Here is a 19092-nt window from a genome sequence, read left to right on the forward strand (position 1 = left end):
CTACCGTCTACCCGTGCTCGACTTCCCGAATCCGCCCGCACCCAAATCTGTCCACCGGATCGCCGAGATCGACATCCTGCGCGGGTTCGCGCTGTTCGGGATTCTGATCACCAACGCGGTGGTCGCTGTCGTCCAATGGGCGCCGGACCGGGCGGACTCGACCGGCGACCGCGTCATCCTCGCGACAGTGGAGGCGCTGTTCTCGGCTCGGTTCTATCCGCTGTTCGCTTTCCTGTTCGGCTATGCGTTCACCCTGCAGGTCACGGCAGCGACCCGGGCGGGTGCTGCACCGGCAGCACGGTCGTTGCGGCGATGCGCCGCGCTGATGGCGGTCGGTCTCGCGCATGTCTTCTTCCTGTGGGACGGTGACATTCTCACGCTGTACGCGGCCCTGAGCCTGGTCTTGATCGCGATGCGCACGCTCGGCCCGCGTTCGGCCGCGCTCGCGGGTACGGCGCTGGCGCTGATCGGGGCGATCGGAAGCGTCGCGCCCGCCCTGTCGTTCGGCGACGGACTCCGGATACCCGACGTCGGGGCCGCCTATACCGGCACCGGCGGCGAGACCTTCGCGGCCCAGCTGGCCCTCGCGCCCACCGCCCTGTTGCTGGTGTGGTCTGCCGGGGCGGTGCCGACGCTGGCGATGATGCTTCTCGGGATGGCCGCGGGCAAGCGGAACCTGCTCGAGCAGTCGAACGCGGTGCGGATCGGGGCTGTACGAATTCTCGTGGTGGGACTGTGTGCGGGACTGCCTGTTTCAGCGCTCACCTTCGCGGCGGCGCTGGGGTGGTGGACGCCGCCGCCACTGCTGGCCGGGATCCAGGCGCTGGTGAACCCCCTGATGACCTTCGCCTACCTCGCCGCCGTGCTGCTGGCGGCGCGGTCGGTGCGGCTGGGTCACTACTGCGCGGTGCTCGCCCCCGCGGGCAGGATGGCGGCCTCGAACTACATCGGGCAATCGGTCGTGCTGATGGTCGTCTACACCGGCTACGGTTTCGCCTTCGCCGACGACGTGTCGCTCGCCACGGTGATCGCGGTCGGCGTGGTCACCTTCGCGGCCCAACTCGGGCTCAGTGCCCGATGGTTGAGGGCCCACCCGTACGGGCCGGTGGAATGGTTCCTGCGTGCCACGACCTACTGGGCCGCGCCTGCTCGGTGTCGCCCGGTGTCAGTCGGCGGTGTGCGGCAGGCGGTGGAACTCCGCCCGCCAGCGGTGGAGACCTGAGGCGTCGGCACGAGAGACGGTTTCTATCCGGACCGGGGTCAGGTCGGGGGCGGTGAAAGAGTCGATGTCGGCGCGGGTGAGCGGCCACGGCGGGCCGGTGGTGGCGGGGGCCTGGCTGATGTCGGCGATCACGAGCAGGGTCGCGCCGGGCGCGAGGAGGTCCCGGATGCCGGTGACGGCGAGGGGGCGGACGTCCAGGGGCAGGGATTGGACGGTGATCGACTCGATGGCCAGGTCGAAGGCGTGGAGCCAGGACGGCGGCGGGTGGAGGAGGTCGGCGACCTTGTAGGTGACAGGGGAACGCGGGAAACGGGCACGGGCGCCGCGAATCGCGGTGGGGGAGACGTCGAAGGCCGTGGTTCGAATGCCGTGGGAGGCAATGAATTCGGCGTCCACGCCGTACCCGCAGCCGATCACCACGGCCCGCGCACCCTGGCGCAGGGCGGCGGTGCGCAGCCAATCGACCAGCAGGGGATTGGGGACGTCTCGATCCCACGGAACCACCGAGGTCCCCGCCGCGGCCTCGGCGTAGAGCGGTTCGAACCATCCGGTCGGATCGTCCGCGGCCAGTGCCTGAGCGGCGAGGCGACGATCGGCGGACGGCTGCGCGTCGGTCATAGGTCCAGTCTTCACCACCGGCGGCCGCCCCGTCGTCCGGCATTCGGGGACGCGCCCGACGATCCCACCGTGGCGCCCGCGGCGGCGTACTGGACCAGCAGGGTGCCGATCCACCCCGGCCGCCGCGGTCACCACCGCGACGCTGTCAGCAGGTGCTCGAGGTCAAGCGCGCCGGGCGGCCCGCGCGGCGAAACCGTCGCAGAGCGCTTCCAGGCCGAGGAACAGCAGGTCCTCGGAGGTCAGGTCGCTCACCCCGGCGCCTTCGAGGTCGGCCAGCGCCGGCGGCACGGGGAAGGACGGTGTGCCCTCGAGGAGATCACGCAGCCCATTGGTGTCGTCGGTGGCGGTGCGCTTCTCGGCGAGCAGTGCGCCGCCCACCACCGGCAAGCTGGCGCCGGAGATGTAGTTCCAGACCGAGAACCCCATCGTGGTGGCCTCGCGGGCGGTCACGCCGAGTTCGCGCAGGCCCTCGACCAGCCACGCCAGGCTGGTCAGGCCCTGTGGGCCGAAGCTGTAGCGGGGGACCGCGAAGGTGAGCAGTACCCAGGGGTGCTGCTGGTAGAGCTCCCAATCGATCTCCGCGGCGATGCGCACCCGGTCGCGCCACGTCCACCCGCGACCGGCGGGATCGGGATAGGGGTGCCGGGCGGCGATCTCGTCGGTCATGGCCGCGATGAGTTCGTCCTTGTTCGCCACGTGCCGGTACAGCGACATGGTGCCCACATCGAGGCGGTCGGCGATGCGGCGCATCGACACCGCGTCGAGTCCGTCGGCATCGGCGAGGGAGATCGCGGCGTCGATGATCGCGGTGCGAGTGAGCTTCGCCTCGGTCATCCCATGACTCGCTGTCGTAATACAACCTTCATGCGTACACTGTACCCAGTTCCCGCGTACGGCGTACGCAAACCTCGGAAGGATGTCGGAATGACGAAGCTGGAACCGGCGGTGCCCACCGCAGTCGCCGGTGGACGCCGCGCATGGCTCGGATTGGGCGTGCTGCTGCTGCCGGTGCTGCTGGTGTCGATGGACATCTCGGTGCTCTTTCTGGCCATGCCGACCCTCACGGCCGACCTGGATCCCACCGCGTCGCAACAACTCTGGATCCTCGATATCTACGGGTTCATGCTCGCGGGTCTGCTCATCACGATGGGCAATCTCGGCGACCGGATCGGCCGACGCAACATCCTGCTCGCCGGCGCCGCGATCTTCGGTGTCGCGTCGGTGCTCGCCGCGTTCGCCCCCACCGCGCCGATCCTCATCGCGGCCCGCGTGCTGATGGGCATCGGCGGTGCGACGCTGCTGCCGTCGAGCCTGGCGCTGATCTCCACGCTGTTTACCGACGCGCGGCGACGGGCCACCGCGATCGGCATCTGGACCGCGTTCTTCGCCGGTGGTTCGGCCGTCGGGCCGATCATCGGCGGCGTCCTGCTGCACCACTTCTGGTGGGGCTCGGTATTCCTGATCAACATCCCGGTACTGGCGATCCTGCTGATCTTCGGGCCGATCCTGCTGCCCGAACATCGCTCCGCGGCACTGGGGCCGATCGATCTGCCCAGCGTCGCGCTCTCGATCGGCGGCATCCTGCCGTTGATCTACGGCATCAAACACATCGCCGCCGAAGGCCTGGACGCGGTGTCGCTGGTGATCGCCATGATCGGCGTCGGGCTGCTCGTGCTGTTCGTGCGCAGGCAGCGTCATCTCGCGGAACCGCTGCTCGACCTGTCGTTGTTCACGCGGCCGCTGTTCCGGGTGGCGATCGGGGCCAGCATGGCGGGCATGATGTCGCTCGCCGCGATGAGCTACCTGACCAGCATCTACCTGCAGTCGGTCACCGGCCGCGACCCGCTGGCCGCCGCGCTGCTCGGCATTCCGATGGCGATCGCGGTGTTCGTGTGCTCGATGAGCGGCGCGCGCCTCGGGCTGCGGCTCGGCGTGCGGGCGACGTTCACGCTCGCGCTGATGCTGTCGGCGATCGGCAACCTGATGCTGCTCGGCGTCGGTGTCGACGGCGGCCTCGGCTGGTACATCGCGGGTTCGGTGATCGCCGGTGTCGGGTACGGCTTCTCGTTCACCCTGGTGTCGGATGTGGCGGTGTCGGCGGTGCCCGCCGAGCGGGCGGGTTCGGCGGTCGGGATCTCGGAAACGAGTTTCGAACTCGGCAACGCGCTCGGTCTCGCCCTGCTCGGCTCGGTGGCCGCGTTGGTGTTCCGCTCCGGCGGCGAATTCGGCGAGACCCTGGGCGACACCCTCCTGGAGTCCGCCGGTGACGACGGGCTGATCCACGCGGCCCGCGAATCGTTTGTCAGCGGAATGCACATCGCGACCGCGGGCGGCGCACTGCTGCTGATCGCGATGGCGGTACTGGCCTGGCGCTCGGCCCGCACCGAGACGACGACCACCGACGCGCGCTGAATCACCCCTCGGCGAGCACGACCACCGGTCGGGGTGATCGACGCCACGGTGTGCCGCGCTGGTCGGCCTCACCGGGCAGACGTCCAGCTTCGTTGCATAGGATCGTCGAATGCGAAACGAGGGTGCGACGGGACTGGCGACATTGCTCGCCCTGGCCGATTCGCGCCTGCCCATCGGTGGACACGTGCACTCCGGCGGCGTCGAGGAAGCGGTGTCGTCGGGGTTGCTGCGCGACAACGCGAGCGTGGAGCTGTATCTGCGGCGGCGGATCTCCACCTCGGGGCTCGTCACCGCGTCGCTGGCTGCCGCGGTGTGCGGCGGGATGCTCACACCCGAACGCGCCGAGCTCGAAGCCGACGCCCGCACGCCCTCGCCCGCCGCCCGGACCGCGTCGCGCGCGCAAGGCCGTGGGCTGCTACGCCTGGCCAAACAGCTGTGGCCGCACCATGATTGGGCCGCGGTAGGCCCGCGCCCGCACCTGTCGACGGTGTTCGGCACGGTCGGCGCCGCGAGTGGAGCGAGCACCGAACAGCTGGCGGGCGTTGTCGTCTACACGACGCTCACCGGTGCCGCCACCGCCGCGCAACGTCTACTCGCCCTCGATCCCGCCGCCATCGCCGCGAGCACCCTGCGTCTGGCGCCGCTGTGCGACCGGCTCGCCGCCGAGGCCGCCGCCGGGCTCGCCGCCCTGTCCGATCCGCTGCAGGACGCGCTCGCCGAACGTCACCTCCATCGCGACATGCCGTTGTTCGCGTCCTGACCCCCGTGATTTCCGAGAAGAATGGAGCCCCCATGCCTCCCCATCTGATCGATGGCGAACCGCACGATCACAGCCACGACCGGCCCAAGCGCGACCGCGCCGCCGGTGAGGCCCTGCGCATCGGCATCGGCGGCCCCGTCGGCTCCGGCAAGACCGCGCTGGTCGCCGCCCTGTGCAGGCAGTTGCGCGACGAACTGTCGCTCGCGGTGCTGACCAACGACATCTACACCACCGAGGACGCGGATTTTCTGCGCCGCCACGCCGTGCTGCCCGACGAGCGGATCGCCGCCGTGCAGACCGGCGGCTGCCCGCACACCGCCATCCGCGACGACATCACCGCCAACCTCGACGCCATCGACGACCTCGTCGCGGCCAATCCGCCGCTGGACCTGATCCTGGTGGAGTCCGGCGGCGACAACCTCACGGCCACCTTCTCCTCCGGCCTGATCGATGTGCAGATCTTCGTCGTCGACGTGGCCGGTGGCGACAAGGTGCCGCGCAAGGGCGGTCCCGGCGTCACCTTCTCCGACCTGCTCGTGGTGAACAAGACCGACCTCGCCCCGCTGGTCGGCGCCGACCTCGGTGTGATGGAGCGCGACGCCGCCAAGGTCCGTGACGGCCGCCCCACCGCACTGGTCTCGCTGACCGACGACCCGGCCGCCACCCCGGTCCTGGCCTGGGTGCGCGAGCAGCTGCGGGTCGCCGCCGAACAGGACGCGGCCACCGGCGTTGCGCACTGAGCTGAGCATCGTCGCCGCACCGGGCCTGCTGCCGCGCATCGACGCGGTCGGCGGCCTGGCCGGGCGGCACACCGGTATCGACACCGTGCATCTGATCGGTACCGCGGCGACGCCCCTCGGCGGGGACGAACTCGACATCACCATCGTCGTGCGCGCCGGTGCGCGGCTGGTGGTTCGTTCGGTGGCTGCGACGATCGCCCTACCGGGCGCGGACACCATGGTGTCGAACGCGCACTGGCGTTTCGACGTCGGCGAAGGCGCCGAACTGGATTTCGATCCGGAACCCACGATCGTGGCCGGTGGCGCGCACCATCATGTGGTGACCTCGGTCCGGGTGGCACCCGATGCGCGGCTGCGGCTGCGGGAGCGGGTGCAGGTGGGCCGCAGCGGCGAGACCGGCGGCGGGTGGCGCGGTGATCTGCTGGCCGACCTGGGCGAGGTGCCGTTGCTTCGGCACCGGCTCGAGCTCGGGGCGGGTTCCGCGACCGACGATCGGCTGAGCGCGGCCCGTGCGCTCGACAGCGAACTGGTCTACCCGGACCACCGTCCCGCCTGGTCGGGCAGCGTGGACGAGGTTCGGCTGCCGCTGGCCGCGGGTGGTTCGCTCGCCACCCGCACGAGCAGCCGCCTGCGCGCGCTCGCACTCACGTCGGGCTAGCTGACGACAAGGCGGTGGGAGCCGGGCCGAAAGTGCCCGACTCCCACCGCTGGGAATTCGATCAAGCGTTGACGAGCTCGGCTTCGGTGTCGGCGGCCTCGGGCGTCATCCCACGCGGCGGCGCGAGGAAACCGCTCGCCGCACCCACCGCCGCACCGATACCGGCGCCGACGACCGTGACGGGGATCGAGACGGCCATGTACGCGGCCATACCGCCCAGGATCGGACCCGCGACCAAACCGATCGGCACGAACGGGATTCCGGCGACGAGCCCCGCCAGTGCACCGCCCGTGCTCGCCATCATCGCGAACGGGATGGCCACGGTGGAACCGACCGCCGCGCCCCTGGCCGCCGAACCGAGGGTCTCGGAAGCGATCCGGTCGGAGCGGCTGCGCTCGAGCCCGACCGAGTCGAGGAACGTCGCCAGGTTGGCCTCGGTAGTGGCCGCGGCGTCGTTGATCTGGATCGAGGTGTCCACCGGCACGAAGTCCGGCACCGGGACCTGCTGGTCACCGAAGCGGAACTGGCCCGGCGGGGGGAGGATCGGCGGCACCGGCGCGACCGCGGTCGGTGCGTGCAGCGGACCCACCGGGGACAGATAATCCATTTCCGGCCCCGTCCGCGACCACTGCAGCGAACTGCGGGTGTTCGCGGGCATCGGCTGGCCCACGTAGGGGGTGGCATTGGGCGCCACCGCGTCGAACTCCGGTCCGGCCTGATGCTCGGGCTGGGTCACCGCCGCCTGCGCGGGATCGGCATTCGCGGTGCCCGTGCCGATCAGGGCCATGACCAGGGGTACCGCTCCGGCTGCGACGACTGATCCAACTTTCTGTCGCTGCAGGTTCGGCGCCCTGTGTTTCCCCGTCGCCATAGATCACCTTTCATCCTGGGGATTGGTCACACATATGACCTCCGACATTCGGACCGGTGCTCGACTCGGATGGGTCCGAAACGTCGGTAACCCGCAATGGTGGTCTGCGGAAAGGCAACTGGCACGAGAAAGGCCGGGTGGTCCGACGGAACCACCCGGCCTTCGGAGTACTGGTGTCAGCCGATCTTGCGCTGCTCCGCGGTGAGCGGTTCGGCGCCGGCGGGCGGCGCGCCCACGTCGGCCGCGAGTTCCCTGGCCTCCGCCTGATCGGCGTTGACCTCCTCGATCGCGAGCCGCGCGAAGATCCACTGCTCGGTCGCCGCCATCTGCCCGCGGTTGCGACCGAGGAACGACACGAACCAACCGATCACCGTGACGATTCGGCTGCGATAGCCGACCAGGTAGTACAGGTGCAGGGCCAGCCAGGCGAGCCAGGCGAGGAACCCGCTGAACTCAAGCTTGCCGATCTGGCAGACGGCGTCGAACCGCGAGATCGTGGCCATCGAGCCCTTGTTGAAGTACTTGAACGGCTTGCGCTGCTCCGGCGTCTGACCGTGCAGCCCGGCCTTGATCGCCTTGGCCGCGTAGGTCGAACCCTGGATGGCGCCCTGTGCCTGGCCCGGCACGCCGGGCACCGACATCAGGTCGCCGACCACGAACACGTTCGGATGACCCTTGACGGTGAGGTCGGGCTCCACGATGACGCGGCCCGCCCGGTCGACCTCGGTGCCCTCGGAGCGCTCGGCGATCATCTTGCCCAGCGGGCTGGCCTGCACGCCCGCCGACCACACCTTGCACACGGCCTCGATGCGCCGGGTGCTGCCGTCGGCGTCCTTGACGATCACGCCGTGCGCGTCGACATCGGTCACCATGGCGTTGAGCTGGATCTCCACACCCATCTTCTCGAGCCGCTTGGCGGCCTTGGCGCCCAACTTGGGCCCCATCGGGCCGAGCACCGCGCCCGCGCCCTCGAGCAGGATGACGCGCGCGTCGCGGGGATCGATGGTGCGGAAGGTGCCGTCGAGGGTGCGGTCGGCGAGTTCGGCGATCTGCCCGGCCAACTCGACGCCGGTGGGGCCTGCGCCGACGACGATGAACGTCATCAGCCGGTCGCGCTCTTCCTGGGTGGTCGCCAGCTCCGCCTGTTCGAAGGAGCCGAGGATGCGCGCGCGCAACTCGAGCGCGTCGTCGATGGTCTTCATGCCGGGCGCGTAGGTGGCGAAGTGGTCGTTGCCGAAGTACGACTGCTGAGCGCCGGTGGCGACGATCAGGCTGTCGTAGTCGGTCACTGTGTCGCGGTTGAGTAGTCGCGAGGTGACCTTCTTGTTCGCCAGGTCCACGTCCACGACGTCACCGAGCAGCACCTGCGCGTTCTTCTGCTTGCGCAGCACCAGGCGCGTGGCCGGGGCGATCTCGCCGGTCGAGAGGATGCCGGTGGCCACCTGGTAGAGCAGCGGCTGGAACAGGTGGGTCGACGTCTTGGAGATGAGTGTGACGTCGACATCGGCTCGGCGCAGGTGCCGGGTGCCGAACAAACCGCCGAACCCGGAACCGATCACCACTACGTGGTGCCGCTTCCCGACAGACTCAGTGCTCATCGTCGCGCTCCTCGACAGACTGGGGTGGGCCCCGCGGTGGTAATGACAGGGTTAACCGTAGTCGGCTCCGGTTGTGACGTCGCAACAAGAACCCGATCGCGGCGTGTGATGCGGTGTCTCATCGAACGACACGATCGACAATACGGGATGCGGCGCGTCAGCGACCTGCGAGAAGGAGTTCGGCCAGCCGGGTGTCGGTCTCGGCGCCCTCGGTGTAGCCGCCCGCTCCGCCGAGCGCGTTCATGATCGACAGCGTGTACCGCTCACCGGCGCCCGCGACGCCGACCGAGTTCACCACCCAGCCGTCGGCCTCCGCCGACCAGCCGTTCTTCAGGCCGGGGCGCATCGACGAACCCGCGCCCCACACACCCCAGTGCTGGTTGGAGTCGACCGAGCGCATCCGGTCGAGCAGGTAGGCCAGATCGTCGGGGTGCATGGTGTCGAGGATGGTGTTCATCAGCCGATCCAGGTCGGCGGCCGTGCACTTCTGGAACGACCAGTCCGGGAACAGCGCGGTCGTGGTCGGCTGCGGGATCAGGCTGACCATGCCGTAGGCGCGGAACGCGTTGTTGTAGGCCATCCGGTCGAAGCCGATGTACTTCTGCCACAGCACATCGGTGGCGTGGTCGTTGGAGGTGGCCAGCATCGCTTCGATGTTGAAGCGGTCGTCGGGGGACAGGCCGATGGCGCCGACGCGGGCCCGGTTGAGCAGGTCGGCGGCGATGGCCAGCTTGATGGTGGACGCGGTCCAGACCTGGTTCTCCGCGTGGTCGTTGGCGTAGACGCCGCCGGTCTTGCGGTCACGCAGCACGTAGCCGACCACACCGGGGCGACCGGCGAGATAGGCGTCGGCCCGCGCGATCCGGGAGCTCAGGTCGGCGTCGAATCCCGGCACCGATACCTGGGTCAGCGCGGGCGGCGCGGCATGAGCCGGACCGGTGAGAACAGGGACGCCCGGAGTGAGGACGGCCGCGGCGGCGAGCAGGCAGGCAGTTGCTGCGACTCGGGAAACGACACGGGTGGAGGGGGAACGGTCACGCACGATGGACCACACTCGCACACCGGAGGCCGCAATGCACTACTTCACCCCAAATCCGGCCTCGGACGCGGCAGCGCTGTCGAGACGGTGGCCGTCGCTCAGGGTTGTTGCGGCACAGCGCAATTGCTGTCAGTGATGCGCGGCGTGCGGGGTGGCGATGGTGCAGCCGTTGAGGCGATGGCAGTGCTCGAACGCTTCGCCGTGCCGGTCCAGCGGCCACGAATGCAGTACCTGATCAGGCCCGTAGCGCCGGGAATTGATCAGCTCCCAGCGTGCGCCCACTCGGCGCACGATGAAGCCGTCACCGGGGACCAGGGGAAACACCTGCGCGATCATGAAACGAAACCAGCCTTTCGCCCGCGGCCGTACTGTCCCACCCGAACCGCCACGATCCCATACCCGGCGGCGAGGGTGCCGCAGGCGCGGCCGGGACACCTTGCCGTGTGGCGTATTTCACTAGCCCGGTGTAGTGATGGTCGCGGGGCCGCGCGATTGCGGGTCGGTCGCTGGGCGTATAAACAACGGATGCCGTTGCACCTCCATCGCGCCGAACGCGCCGACGCGCTGGCCGACGGACTGGGGCGTTTGCTGGGTGACATTCCCGCCGATCCCTTCGCCACGGAAGTGGTGGCGGTTCCGGCCAAAGGGGTAGAGCGCTGGCTGGCGCAACGGTTGTCGGGTGTGCTCGGGGTCGTCGGCGCCGAGGCCGGCGACGGGGTGGCCGCGAATATCGCGTTTCCCGCGCCTGCCGCGCTGGTGGCCGAGGTACTGGCCGGTGCGAGTGGGGTCGCGCCCGCCGATGATCCGTGGGCTGGTCAGCGACTGGTGTGGACGCTGCTGCGGGTGATCGACGAGGTTGCCGACCAACCGTGGGCGGCCGTGTTGGCCCGCCATCTCGGCCTGCCCGGGACGGATCACCGTCTCGGCAGGCGCTACTCCACGGCCGCCCACCTCGCGGCCCTCTTCGACTCCTATGCCGCGCAACGTCCGCAGGTCCTGCTCGACTGGGCGGCGGGCGCGGACAGCGACGGCGCGGGCGGGCCGGTGCCCGGCGACCTCGCCTGGCAACCGCGGTTGTGGCGCGCCCTGCGCACCGCCGTGGGCGCCCCGAGCCCCGCCGAACGGCTCGCCGATGCCTGCGCCCACCTCCGCGCCGAACCCGCCTCGATCGACCTGCCCGAGCGGCTCTCCCTGTTCGGGCTCACCCGTCTGCCCGCCGACCAGCTGGCCGTCGTCACCGCTCTCGCCGCCCACCGCGAAGTTCACCTCTGGTCGGCGCACCCGAGCCCGGCGATGTGGGCAGCGCTCGGTCAGGTGGCCGTCGGCGATGCCGCCGTTCGTCCGCGGGCGGACGACCACACCGCGGATCTCGTTTCCCACCCCCTGCTCTCGGGACTGGCCCGGGATGTGCGGGAATTGGAGCAGCGCCTGAATCCGTTGCTGGACAGCGATATTCACCTCGACGGCGAGACGGCCGCGCCCACCCTGCTCGGAGCCTTGCAGTCCGCCGTTCGTGCGGACCGCGTGCCCGGGAGGGACGCGGTGCCGGACGGGAGCATCGAGATCCACGCGTGTCACGGCCCGGCGCGCCAGGTGGAAGTGCTGCGGGATCTGCTGCTGAGCACGTTCTCGGCGGATCCGACACTCGAGCCGCGCGACGTACTGATCATGTGCCCGGACGTGGAGGCGTTCGCGCCGCTGGTGCGGGCGGCGTTCGGCCAGCGCGGGTCCGGGGTGGATCTGCCGGTCGAGGGCGAACACCCGGCGCATCAGTTGCGCGTGCGGCTCGCCGATCGCGGGCGGGCGGTGACCAACCCGATGCTGGCGGTGGTGCTCGAACTGCTCGAACTGGCCGACGGCCGCGTCACGGTGACGCAGGTACTCGACCTGGCGGCGAGCGAAACCGTGCGCCGCCGGTGCGGTTTCGACGACGACGACATCGAACGGCTGCGCGAGTGGGCGGCCGAGTCCGGCGCGCGGTGGGGGATCGGTCAGCGTCAACGCGAGGCGTTCGGGCTCGCCGATTTCGCCCAGAACACGCTCAATGCCGCGGTGGACCGCATCCTGCTCGGTGTGACCGCCGACGAATCGGGCGACGACTGGCTCGATCTGGCGTTGCCGCTCGACGATGTCGACTCCAACGACGTCGACCTCGCGGGCCGCTTCGCCGAGTTCATCGACCGCCTCGCGGTCTGCCTGCGCGACCTGCGCGGCCCACGCCCCGCCGCCGAATGGACCGCGGTGCTGCTGCGGGCGGTCGAGCTGCTCACCGACGTGCCCGACGCGCACGCGTGGATCCGCACCGAGGCGCGCCGCGAGATCGTGGCCGCCACCGAACACGCGGGCGCCACCCCCTTGCGTCTCGCCGACGTGGCGGTCCTGCTGACCAGCCGCTTGGCGGGCGGCCCCGGCCGCGCGAACTTCCGCACCGGCGAACTCACCGTGTGCACGCTCGTGCCGATGCGGTCGGTGCCCCACCGTGTGGTGGTCCTGCTCGGCCTCGACGACGACGTCTTCCCGCGTCCCGGCAGCGTCGACGGCGACGACCTGCTGGCCCGGGCGCCACTGGTCGGCGAACGCGATGCGCGCAGTGAGGACCGGCAACTCTTCCTGGACGCCATCATGGCGGCGGGGGACAGGCTGCTGGTCCTGTACACCGGTGCGGACCCGGTCACCGGCGCATCGCGCCCGCCCGCCGTCCCCGTCGCCGAGCTGCTCGACGTGCTCGCCACCCAGGTGGGTCCGGAGGCCATGGACGAGGTTCACATCCGTCACCCCCTGCAAGCTTTCGACCGCCGCAACTTCGCCCCCGAGAAGCCACGCAGCTTCGACACCGTCGCCTTGGCCGGTGCCCGCGCCGCCGCGCGCCCGTCCCGGCCGCGTCCACCGCTGCTCACCGCGGCACTGCCACCCGCTTCTGTCGCCGATGTCGCACTGGCGGAACTGATCTCGTTCGCCGAACACCCGGTGCGCGCGTTCCTGTGGCAGCGCCTGGGCCTGCGGGTGCCCGAGGAATCCGAGGACATCGCCGATCAACTCCCGATCGAACTCGACGGCCTGGCCAAATGGGACCTCGGCGAACGCATGCTGACGGCCCGCCTCACCGGCGCCGACCCGGCCGGGCTGCGTGCCGCCGAATGGCGCCGGGGAACCCTGCCCCCCTTCGCTTTCGGGGCCGAGGTGCTCGACGAAGTGGAGGGCACTGTCGACAACCTTGTGCGCACCGCGCTGCCCGACTACGCGGCGCCACCGCGCGCCGTCGACATCGCCGTCGACCTCGGCAACGGCCGAACCCTCGCGGGCACCGTGCCCGAGGTTCGCGGCGACACGCTGGTGCGCACCACCTACTCGCGTCTCGCGCCGAAACACCGGCTCGCGTCCTGGGTGTCGCTGCTCGCCCTCGCCGCCACCGAGGACCGCTCGTGGCAGGCGATCAGCACGGGGCGAGGGCAGTTCCGCAGCAGGCCGGTGGCCAGATCGGTGATCACCGCACCCGAAGCGCCTGCCGCACTGGCGATCCTGCGTGACCTGGTCCGGTTGCGTGACGAAGGGCTGTGTGAACCGCTGCCCTGCGCGCCCGCCGCCACCGCGGCTTACGCCGAGCGCCGCTTCCGGGGCGACAGCGTCGCCGACGCCCTGCTCGCCGCCGAGCACGCTTTCGACGGCGGTCCGAACGGCCCCGGCAAATTCGGTGACCACACCGACCGCTACCTGCGCTACGTCTGGGGCCGCGCACCCCGATTCGCCGGTCTCGCCACCGAATCCAGCCGTCCGGGCGAGCCGGAGAGTACCCACTTCGGTGCCCTCGCGCGCCGCTGGTGGGCGCCGCTGCTCGCCGCCGAAAGTCAGGGACAGCCGTGACCGGGACCGTGTCGGCGCCGACCGCCTTCGACGCCACCGGCCCGCTGCCCCGGGGCACCACCGTGCTCGAGGCCAGCGCGGGCACCGGCAAAACGCACGCGATCGTCGGGCTCGCGGTCCGCTACGTCGCCGAGGCGGGCATCGCGATCACCGAGTTGCTCCTCGTCACGTTCAGTCGCGCCGCCACCCAGGAGCTGCGCGAGCGCACCAGGGACCGTTTCGTCACGGTGGCGACCGCGCTCGCCGAGCCCGATACCGCACGGCACCATGAGGACGAGCTCGTCCGTGCGATGGCCGACGCCGATCCCGCGACGGTGCGCTTGCGCAGGCACCGATTGCTCACCGCCCTGGCCGATTTCGACGCGGGCACCATCGCCACGACCCACTCGTTCTGTCAGCGGATGCTCGACGAACTCGGCCTGGCCGGTGAGCACGATCCCGGCGCCCGGCTGGTCGAATCGGTGGATGAACTCGTCGGCACCGTCGCCGACGATCTGTATCTGGCCCGCTACGCCCGCGACCGGGCTCCGTTCACCGTGCGCGATGCCCGCACCTTGGCGCTGGCGGCGGTCCACGACCGGCATGCCGACCTCGTCCCACGCACCGACGGTGCGGCGGGCGAGCGGGTCGCCTTCGCCGGCGCCGTGCGCGCTGAGACCGAACGCCGCAAACGCCGTGCGGGACTGCGTGATTTCGATGATCTGCTGGTCCTGTTGCACGACGTGCTGGCCGACGCCGAACACGGACCACGCGCCCGCGCCCGGATCAGGCAGCGCTACCGGGTCGCGCTGGTCGACGAGTTCCAGGACACCGATCCGCTGCAGTGGGACATCCTGCGCCTGGCCTTTCACCAGCACGCGACCCTCGTCCTGGTCGGCGACCCGAAACAGGCCATCTACGCCTTCCGCGGCGCCGAGGTGCTCAGCTATCTCGACGCCGTGGCACTGGCGGATCGACGCAGCGAGCTCACCCGCAACTGGCGCAGCGATGCCGGACTGCTGCGCGCCGTCGACCACCTGTGTGGCGGTGCGGAATTGGGTCATCCCGAGATCAGCGTGTACCCGGTCACGCCGACGCGGCCGGCGACGCGCCTGCACGGTGCGCCGGACGTCATCAGCCCGCTGCGGCTGCGGGTGCTCCCCCGGACCGGGGCCGGTCCGCGCAATCGGTCGGGGTTCCCGTCGGTGGGCAGGCAGCGGGCGAAGGTCGCCGACGATCTGGCCGCCGATATCGTCACCCTGCTCGAATCCGGCACCGCCATCGACGCCAAACCCGTTCGCGGCGGGGATCATTCGCTCAGCGAGGTCGGCGACGGCCGGGTGCGCAGGCCGATCGGGCCCGGCGATATCGCCGTCCTGGTGCGCACCCGCTCCCAGATCGATGTGGTGCGTGCGGCGCTGGACCGGGTCGGAGTCGCCTCTGTCCTCGCCGGTGGCACCAGTGTCTTCGCGACCGTCGCCGCGACCGATTGGCTGTGGGTGTTGCGGGCGCTGGAACAACCGCATCGGGGCGACCGGGTGCGGCTGGCCGCGTGCACCCCGATCCTCGGTGTGACCGCCGCCGAGATCGACTCGGGCGGTGCGGATCTCGTCGGCCGGGTCTCCACCCAGTTGCGCGAGGCCGCGCGCTTGTTCGCGCGCGCCGGATTCGCCGCCGTGTTCGACAAGCTCGCCACCGAGACCGACCTCGCGCCCCGCCTGCTGGCGGTGGACAACGGTGAACGCGAACTCACCGACCTGCGCCATATCGCGCAGCTGCTCGACGAGGTCGCGCTGGCCGAGGGGCTCGGTCTGACCGCGCTCACCCGCTGGCTCGCCGACCGCGTGCGCGAACCGGAGGCGGGCAGTGTCAGCGGCCGCAGTCGCCGGCTCGACCGGGACGCGGCGGCCGTGCAGATCGCCACCGTCCACGCCAGTAAAGGCCTCGAATTCCCGATCGTCTACCTGCCTTTCGCCTGGGACAGTGCCAAGAACCCGTACCCGGCGACGCTGCTGTTCCACGACGACAACGGCACCAGGGTGCTCGATATCGGCGGCAAGGAGGCGCCCGGTTACGGCGAGCGCCAGTTGCGGTGTGAGGCCGAGGAATCGGGGGAGGAACTGCGACTGCTGTATGTGGCGCTGACCCGGGCGATGTGCCAGGTCGTCGCCTGGTGGGCGCCCGCGGTGACCACCGGCGCCGCGCCGCTGCACCGGATGATGCTGGGTCGGCGGCCGGGATCGGCACAGGTGCCTCGCCGGGCCGATGTTCCCGCTGATACCGCTGCGGCGCAACGTATTTCCGAATGGGCCGCGTCCGCCTCGGACGTGATCTCGGTGACCGTGGTCGACCGTCCCGAGGACGTGGCGCCCCGGCGGGTGCGCACCGAGCTGCCGACCGGTGAGCTGGCGGCCGCGGGCTTCACCCGCGCGCTCGACCAGCGGTGGCGGCGCACGTCGTATTCGGCGCTCACCGCGGGCGCGCACGACGCCCCGGGCGTGGCCGACGAGGAACCCGAGGACGGTCCCGGCCCGGACGACGAGCCGACCGAGGCGCCGGTCGACGCCCTGACCGGCAGCACGGCCGACCCGTCGCTGATGAACGACCTGCCCTACGGCGCCGAGTTCGGCACGCTGGTCCACGGCGTGCTCGAAACGGTCGACACCTCGGTGCCCGATCTCGCCGCCGAGGTCCTCCAGCGCTGTGTCGAGGCGGTCGAGCACACGATGGCCGAGCTCGATGTCGATCTGCTCTCGACCGCGCTGCTCGAAGTTCTGCGCACTCCGGCCGATTTCGGGTCCCTGGCCGCGATCGCGACTCGTGACCGGCTCAACGAACTGGAATTCGAGCTGCCGCTCGGCGGTGGTGATTCGCCCGGACCGCGCTCGGCCGGCATGCACGCCATCGCCACGTTGCTGCGCACCTACCTGCCCGCCGACGACGACCTCGCCGGTTACGCCGATCATGTTGCCGCACTCCCCGATACGGTGCTGCGCGGCTATCTCACCGGCAGTATCGACGCGGTGCTGCGGGTACCCGACGCGACGGGCGAGCTGCGCTATCTCATCGTCGACTACAAGACCAACCGCCTCGGCACCGGCGACCTCACCGTCGAGCACTACCGCCGCGAGCACATGGTCACCGAGATGATCCGCTCGCACTATCCGCTGCAGGCGCTGCTGTATGCCGTGGCGCTGCACCGGTATCTGCGCTGGCGGCTGCCCGGTTACGACCCCGCTCGCCATCTCGGCGGCGCCAGATACTTGTTCGTGCGAGGCATGATCGGCGCGGCGACCCCGCCGGGACACGGTGTCTTCGATTGGCATCCCCGCGCGGAACTCGTTGTCGCGCTGTCGGACCTCCTCGCGGGGCACTCATGACGTCTATTCAGGTCGCGCAGCGCGGGACCGGGTTGTTGCGGGTCTTCAACGAAGCCGGGGTGCTGTCCGCGGCGGACGTGCACGTGGCGGTGCGGTTGGGTCGCATGGGACGCGAGGACAGCGAGGACGTGCTGTTCGTGGCGGCGCTGACCGTGCGCGCGGTGCGCTCGGGGTCGGTGTGTCTCGAGTTGGCCCGGATGCGCGAGATCGGCATCGACGCCGACGAAACCCGTGACAGCGCCACCGGAATCGACCCCGCGACCCTGCCGTGGCCGGACACCGATCGGGTGCTCACGGCCCTGCGTCGCAGCCCGCTGATCTGCGGTGGGCAGTCCGGTCCGCTGCGACCGTTGCGGATCGTCGAAGCCGACGCGGAGGGTGGCGCGCTGCTCTACCTGGACCGGTACTACCAGCAGGAGCAGACCCTGCGACGAGTGCTCACCGAACGCAGCGCCGACCACCCCGTCATCGAGGCCGAACTCGTACGCGCGCAACTGGATCGGCTCTTCGCCGACCCGCTCGGTGAGGGCCCTGACCGGCAACGCCTGGCCGCCGCCCTCGCCGCGACCCACTGGACCACCGTCGTCGCCGGTGGACCCGGCACCGGTAAGACCCACACGATCGCCCGTATCCTGGCCCTGCTCACGGCCCATCGCGCCGCCTCGCCGAAGCTGCCCGCCTTGCGGATCGCACTCGCCGCCCCCACCGGCAAAGCCGCCGCGCGCCTGCAGGAAGCGGTGCGCGAACAAGCCGCCGCCCTCGGCCTGCCCGAACTCGCCGCCTCGACCCTGCACCGCCTGCTGGGCTGGCAACGCGGGCGCACCACCCGATTCCGCCACCACGAGCACAACCGCCTGCCCTACGACGTCGTCGTGGTCGACGAGACCTCGATGGTGTCGCTGACGATGATGAGCCACCTGTTCTCCGCCCTGCGCCCCGACACCCGCCTGGTCCTCGTCGGTGACCCCGACCAGCTCGCCTCGGTCGACGCGGGTGCCGTGCTGGCCGACCTCGTGGCCGGACCGGTGAGCGGCGCGCCCAATCCGGTGCTTCGCGAGATTCTCGGCGCCGACGCGGTACCGGAGACTTCCGGAGGCTTGCCGGTGAATCCCGCAGCGGCGCACGCACTGACGGCGCTCGAGCAGCGGCGGTTGCAGGGCGGGATCGTCCGGTTGACCAGGGGGCGGCGATTCGGCGGCCACATCGCCGATTTGGCGGTCGCCGTCCGCGCGGGCGACGCCGATGCCGCGCTGGCGATTCTGCGTGCGGGAGGCGAGGACGTATCGCTGTGTGGCCCCGACGACGTCCGCGCGGTGCGGGCGGACGTCACAGCCGCTGCCCTCGCCGTCACGGCCGCCGCCGAGGCCGGTGACGCGATCGGCGCACTGACCGCGCTCGAGTCGCATCGCCTGCTCTGCGCCCACCGGCAGGGCCCGTTCGGCGTGGAACGCTGGGACCGCACGGCGGCGGAGTGGGCCGCGGCGGGCGGTGCGGGACCCGAAGGGCCGCAATCGGTCTGGTACCCCGGGCAGCCGCTGCTGGTCACCGCCAACGACCACGAAGCCCGCATCTATAACGGTGACACCGGCGTCATCATCCGCCGCCCCGACGGCTCACTGCGCGCCGCACTCCAGCGCGGCAGCGAGCCCTACCTGGTCCACCCGACTCAATTCCCCGCTGTGGTCACGGTGTTCGCCATGACCATCCACCGCAGCCAGGGCAGCCAGTACGACACCGTGTCGGTCGTCCTGCCCGAACCCGAGTCCACTCTGCTCACCAGGGAACTGCTCTACACCGCCATCACCCGGGCGCGCTCCCACGTCCGCGTCATCGGCACCGAGGACTCCATCCGCGCCGCGATCGGCCGCCGGGTCCTGCGAGCCAGCGGCCTGTCCAGGACTGTCATGCCGCCTGGAAAGTAGTGGTGACGCGCGGTCGCCCGCAGGGGGCGACC

The 19092-nt window shown here is 70.7% G+C and carries 14 protein-coding genes; 8 read left to right on the forward strand and 6 right to left on the reverse strand.

The annotated features are described in order from the left end of the window. The first annotated feature begins 13 nt into the window (after window positions 1-13). Window positions 14-1222, forward strand: coding sequence for a DUF418 domain-containing protein (locus ACFWFP_RS05810; protein ID WP_379293368.1), 1209 nt, complete (start codon window positions 14-16; stop codon window positions 1220-1222). Here ACFWFP_RS05810 and ACFWFP_RS05815 read toward each other — a convergent pair. Together ACFWFP_RS05815 and ACFWFP_RS05820 are read right to left on the reverse strand one after the other, a co-directional pair. After that, window positions 1166-1840 (reverse strand): class I SAM-dependent methyltransferase, encoded by a 675-nt coding sequence (locus ACFWFP_RS05815; RefSeq protein WP_379293369.1) that lies wholly within the window; start codon window positions 1838-1840, stop codon window positions 1166-1168. The genes ACFWFP_RS05810 and ACFWFP_RS05815 overlap by 57 nt on opposite strands. Before the next feature lie 162 nt (window positions 1841-2002). Further along, a complete protein-coding gene (locus ACFWFP_RS05820) occupies window positions 2003-2674 on the reverse strand; it encodes a TetR/AcrR family transcriptional regulator (RefSeq protein ID WP_379293370.1) in 672 nt (223 codons plus the stop codon). A 90-nt stretch (window positions 2675-2764) separates the two neighbouring features. Here ACFWFP_RS05820 and ACFWFP_RS05825 point away from each other — a divergent pair, with 90 nt between their 5' ends. The 4 genes from ACFWFP_RS05825 to ACFWFP_RS05840 all read left to right on the forward strand — a co-directional run bounded on the left by ACFWFP_RS05825 (window position 2765) and on the right by ACFWFP_RS05840 (window position 6410). Next, window positions 2765-4252, forward strand: coding sequence for an MFS transporter (locus ACFWFP_RS05825; protein WP_379293371.1), 1488 nt, complete (start codon window positions 2765-2767; stop codon window positions 4250-4252). 109 nt (window positions 4253-4361) lie between these two features. After that, complete coding sequence (locus ACFWFP_RS05830; protein ID WP_379293372.1) at window positions 4362-5012, forward strand: urease accessory protein UreF; 651 nt, start codon at window positions 4362-4364, stop codon at window positions 5010-5012. Between the two features lie 32 nt (window positions 5013-5044). Further along, window positions 5045-5752, forward strand: coding sequence for an urease accessory protein UreG (gene ureG, locus ACFWFP_RS05835; protein ID WP_379293373.1), 708 nt, complete (start codon window positions 5045-5047; stop codon window positions 5750-5752). After that, the gene (locus ACFWFP_RS05840; RefSeq protein ID WP_379293374.1) at window positions 5742-6410 is read left to right on the forward strand and encodes an urease accessory protein UreD; all 669 of its coding nucleotides are present in this window, start codon (window positions 5742-5744) and stop codon (window positions 6408-6410) included. The genes ureG and ACFWFP_RS05840 overlap by 11 nt, the downstream gene beginning before the upstream one ends. A gap of 61 nt (window positions 6411-6471) precedes the next feature. On the opposite strand, the gene ACFWFP_RS05845 is transcribed toward ACFWFP_RS05840, so the two are convergent. From ACFWFP_RS05845 to ACFWFP_RS05860, 4 genes are all read right to left on the reverse strand, one after another. Then, window positions 6472-7197 (reverse strand): hypothetical protein, encoded by a 726-nt coding sequence (locus ACFWFP_RS05845; protein WP_379293375.1) that lies wholly within the window; start codon window positions 7195-7197, stop codon window positions 6472-6474. Between the two features lie 260 nt (window positions 7198-7457). Then, entirely contained in the window at window positions 7458-8879 is a 1422-nt protein-coding gene (locus tag ACFWFP_RS05850) for an NAD(P)/FAD-dependent oxidoreductase (RefSeq protein ID WP_379293376.1), read from the reverse strand. Between the two features lie 157 nt (window positions 8880-9036). Further along, window positions 9037-9921 carry a tat pathway signal sequence gene (locus ACFWFP_RS05855; RefSeq protein ID WP_379293377.1) on the reverse strand — a complete coding sequence of 295 codons (885 nt, stop codon included), beginning with the start codon at window positions 9919-9921 and terminating at the stop codon, window positions 9037-9039. Between the two features lie 126 nt (window positions 9922-10047). Continuing rightward, window positions 10048-10254, reverse strand: a complete 207-nt coding sequence (locus ACFWFP_RS05860; RefSeq protein ID WP_379293378.1) for a hypothetical protein — start codon at window positions 10252-10254, stop codon at window positions 10048-10050. A gap of 189 nt (window positions 10255-10443) precedes the next feature. Between ACFWFP_RS05860 and recC the strand changes: the two genes are divergently transcribed. Genes recC through recD form a run of 3 tightly spaced genes read left to right on the forward strand, consistent with a single transcriptional unit; the run spans window position 10444 to window position 19060 of the window. Further along, complete coding sequence (recC, locus tag ACFWFP_RS05865) at window positions 10444-13779, forward strand: exodeoxyribonuclease V subunit gamma (protein ID WP_379293379.1); 3336 nt, start codon at window positions 10444-10446, stop codon at window positions 13777-13779. Continuing rightward, window positions 13776-17138 (forward strand): UvrD-helicase domain-containing protein, encoded by a 3363-nt coding sequence (locus tag ACFWFP_RS05870; RefSeq protein WP_379293380.1) that lies wholly within the window; start codon window positions 13776-13778, stop codon window positions 17136-17138. The genes recC and ACFWFP_RS05870 overlap by 4 nt, the downstream gene beginning before the upstream one ends. Continuing rightward, a complete protein-coding gene (gene recD, locus ACFWFP_RS05875; RefSeq protein ID WP_379293381.1) occupies window positions 17135-19060 on the forward strand; it encodes an exodeoxyribonuclease V subunit alpha in 1926 nt (641 codons plus the stop codon). Before ACFWFP_RS05870 ends, recD begins: the two co-directional genes overlap by 4 nt. Window positions 19061-19092 lie beyond the last annotated feature (32 nt).

The organism is Nocardia sp. NPDC060249 (assembly GCF_042728755.1).
Lineage (GTDB): Bacteria > Actinomycetota > Actinomycetes > Mycobacteriales > Mycobacteriaceae > Nocardia.

What these genes read in the sequence shown, in the direction of transcription:
- recD (WP_379293381.1), top strand. Translation starts at nt 17,135, where the DNA reads ATGACGTCTATTCAGGTCGCGCAGCGCGGGACCGGGTTGTTGCGGGTC.
- recC (WP_379293379.1), top strand. Translation starts at nt 10,444, where the DNA reads ATGCCGTTGCACCTCCATCGCGCCGAACGCGCCGACGCGCTGGCCGAC.
- ACFWFP_RS05850 (WP_379293376.1), bottom strand. Translation starts at nt 8,879, where the DNA reads ATGAGCACTGAGTCTGTCGGGAAGCGGCACCACGTAGTGGTGATCGGT.
- ureG (WP_379293373.1), top strand. Translation starts at nt 5,045, where the DNA reads ATGCCTCCCCATCTGATCGATGGCGAACCGCACGATCACAGCCACGAC.
- ACFWFP_RS05860 (WP_379293378.1), bottom strand. Translation starts at nt 10,254, where the DNA reads ATGATCGCGCAGGTGTTTCCCCTGGTCCCCGGTGACGGCTTCATCGTG.
- ACFWFP_RS05825 (WP_379293371.1), top strand. Translation starts at nt 2,765, where the DNA reads ATGACGAAGCTGGAACCGGCGGTGCCCACCGCAGTCGCCGGTGGACGC.
- ACFWFP_RS05845 (WP_379293375.1), bottom strand. Translation starts at nt 7,197, where the DNA reads ATGGCCCTGATCGGCACGGGCACCGCGAATGCCGATCCCGCGCAGGCG.
- ACFWFP_RS05820 (WP_379293370.1), bottom strand. Translation starts at nt 2,674, where the DNA reads ATGACCGAGGCGAAGCTCACTCGCACCGCGATCATCGACGCCGCGATC.
- ACFWFP_RS05830 (WP_379293372.1), top strand. Translation starts at nt 4,362, where the DNA reads ATGCGAAACGAGGGTGCGACGGGACTGGCGACATTGCTCGCCCTGGCC.
- ACFWFP_RS05815 (WP_379293369.1), bottom strand. Translation starts at nt 1,840, where the DNA reads ATGACCGACGCGCAGCCGTCCGCCGATCGTCGCCTCGCCGCTCAGGCA.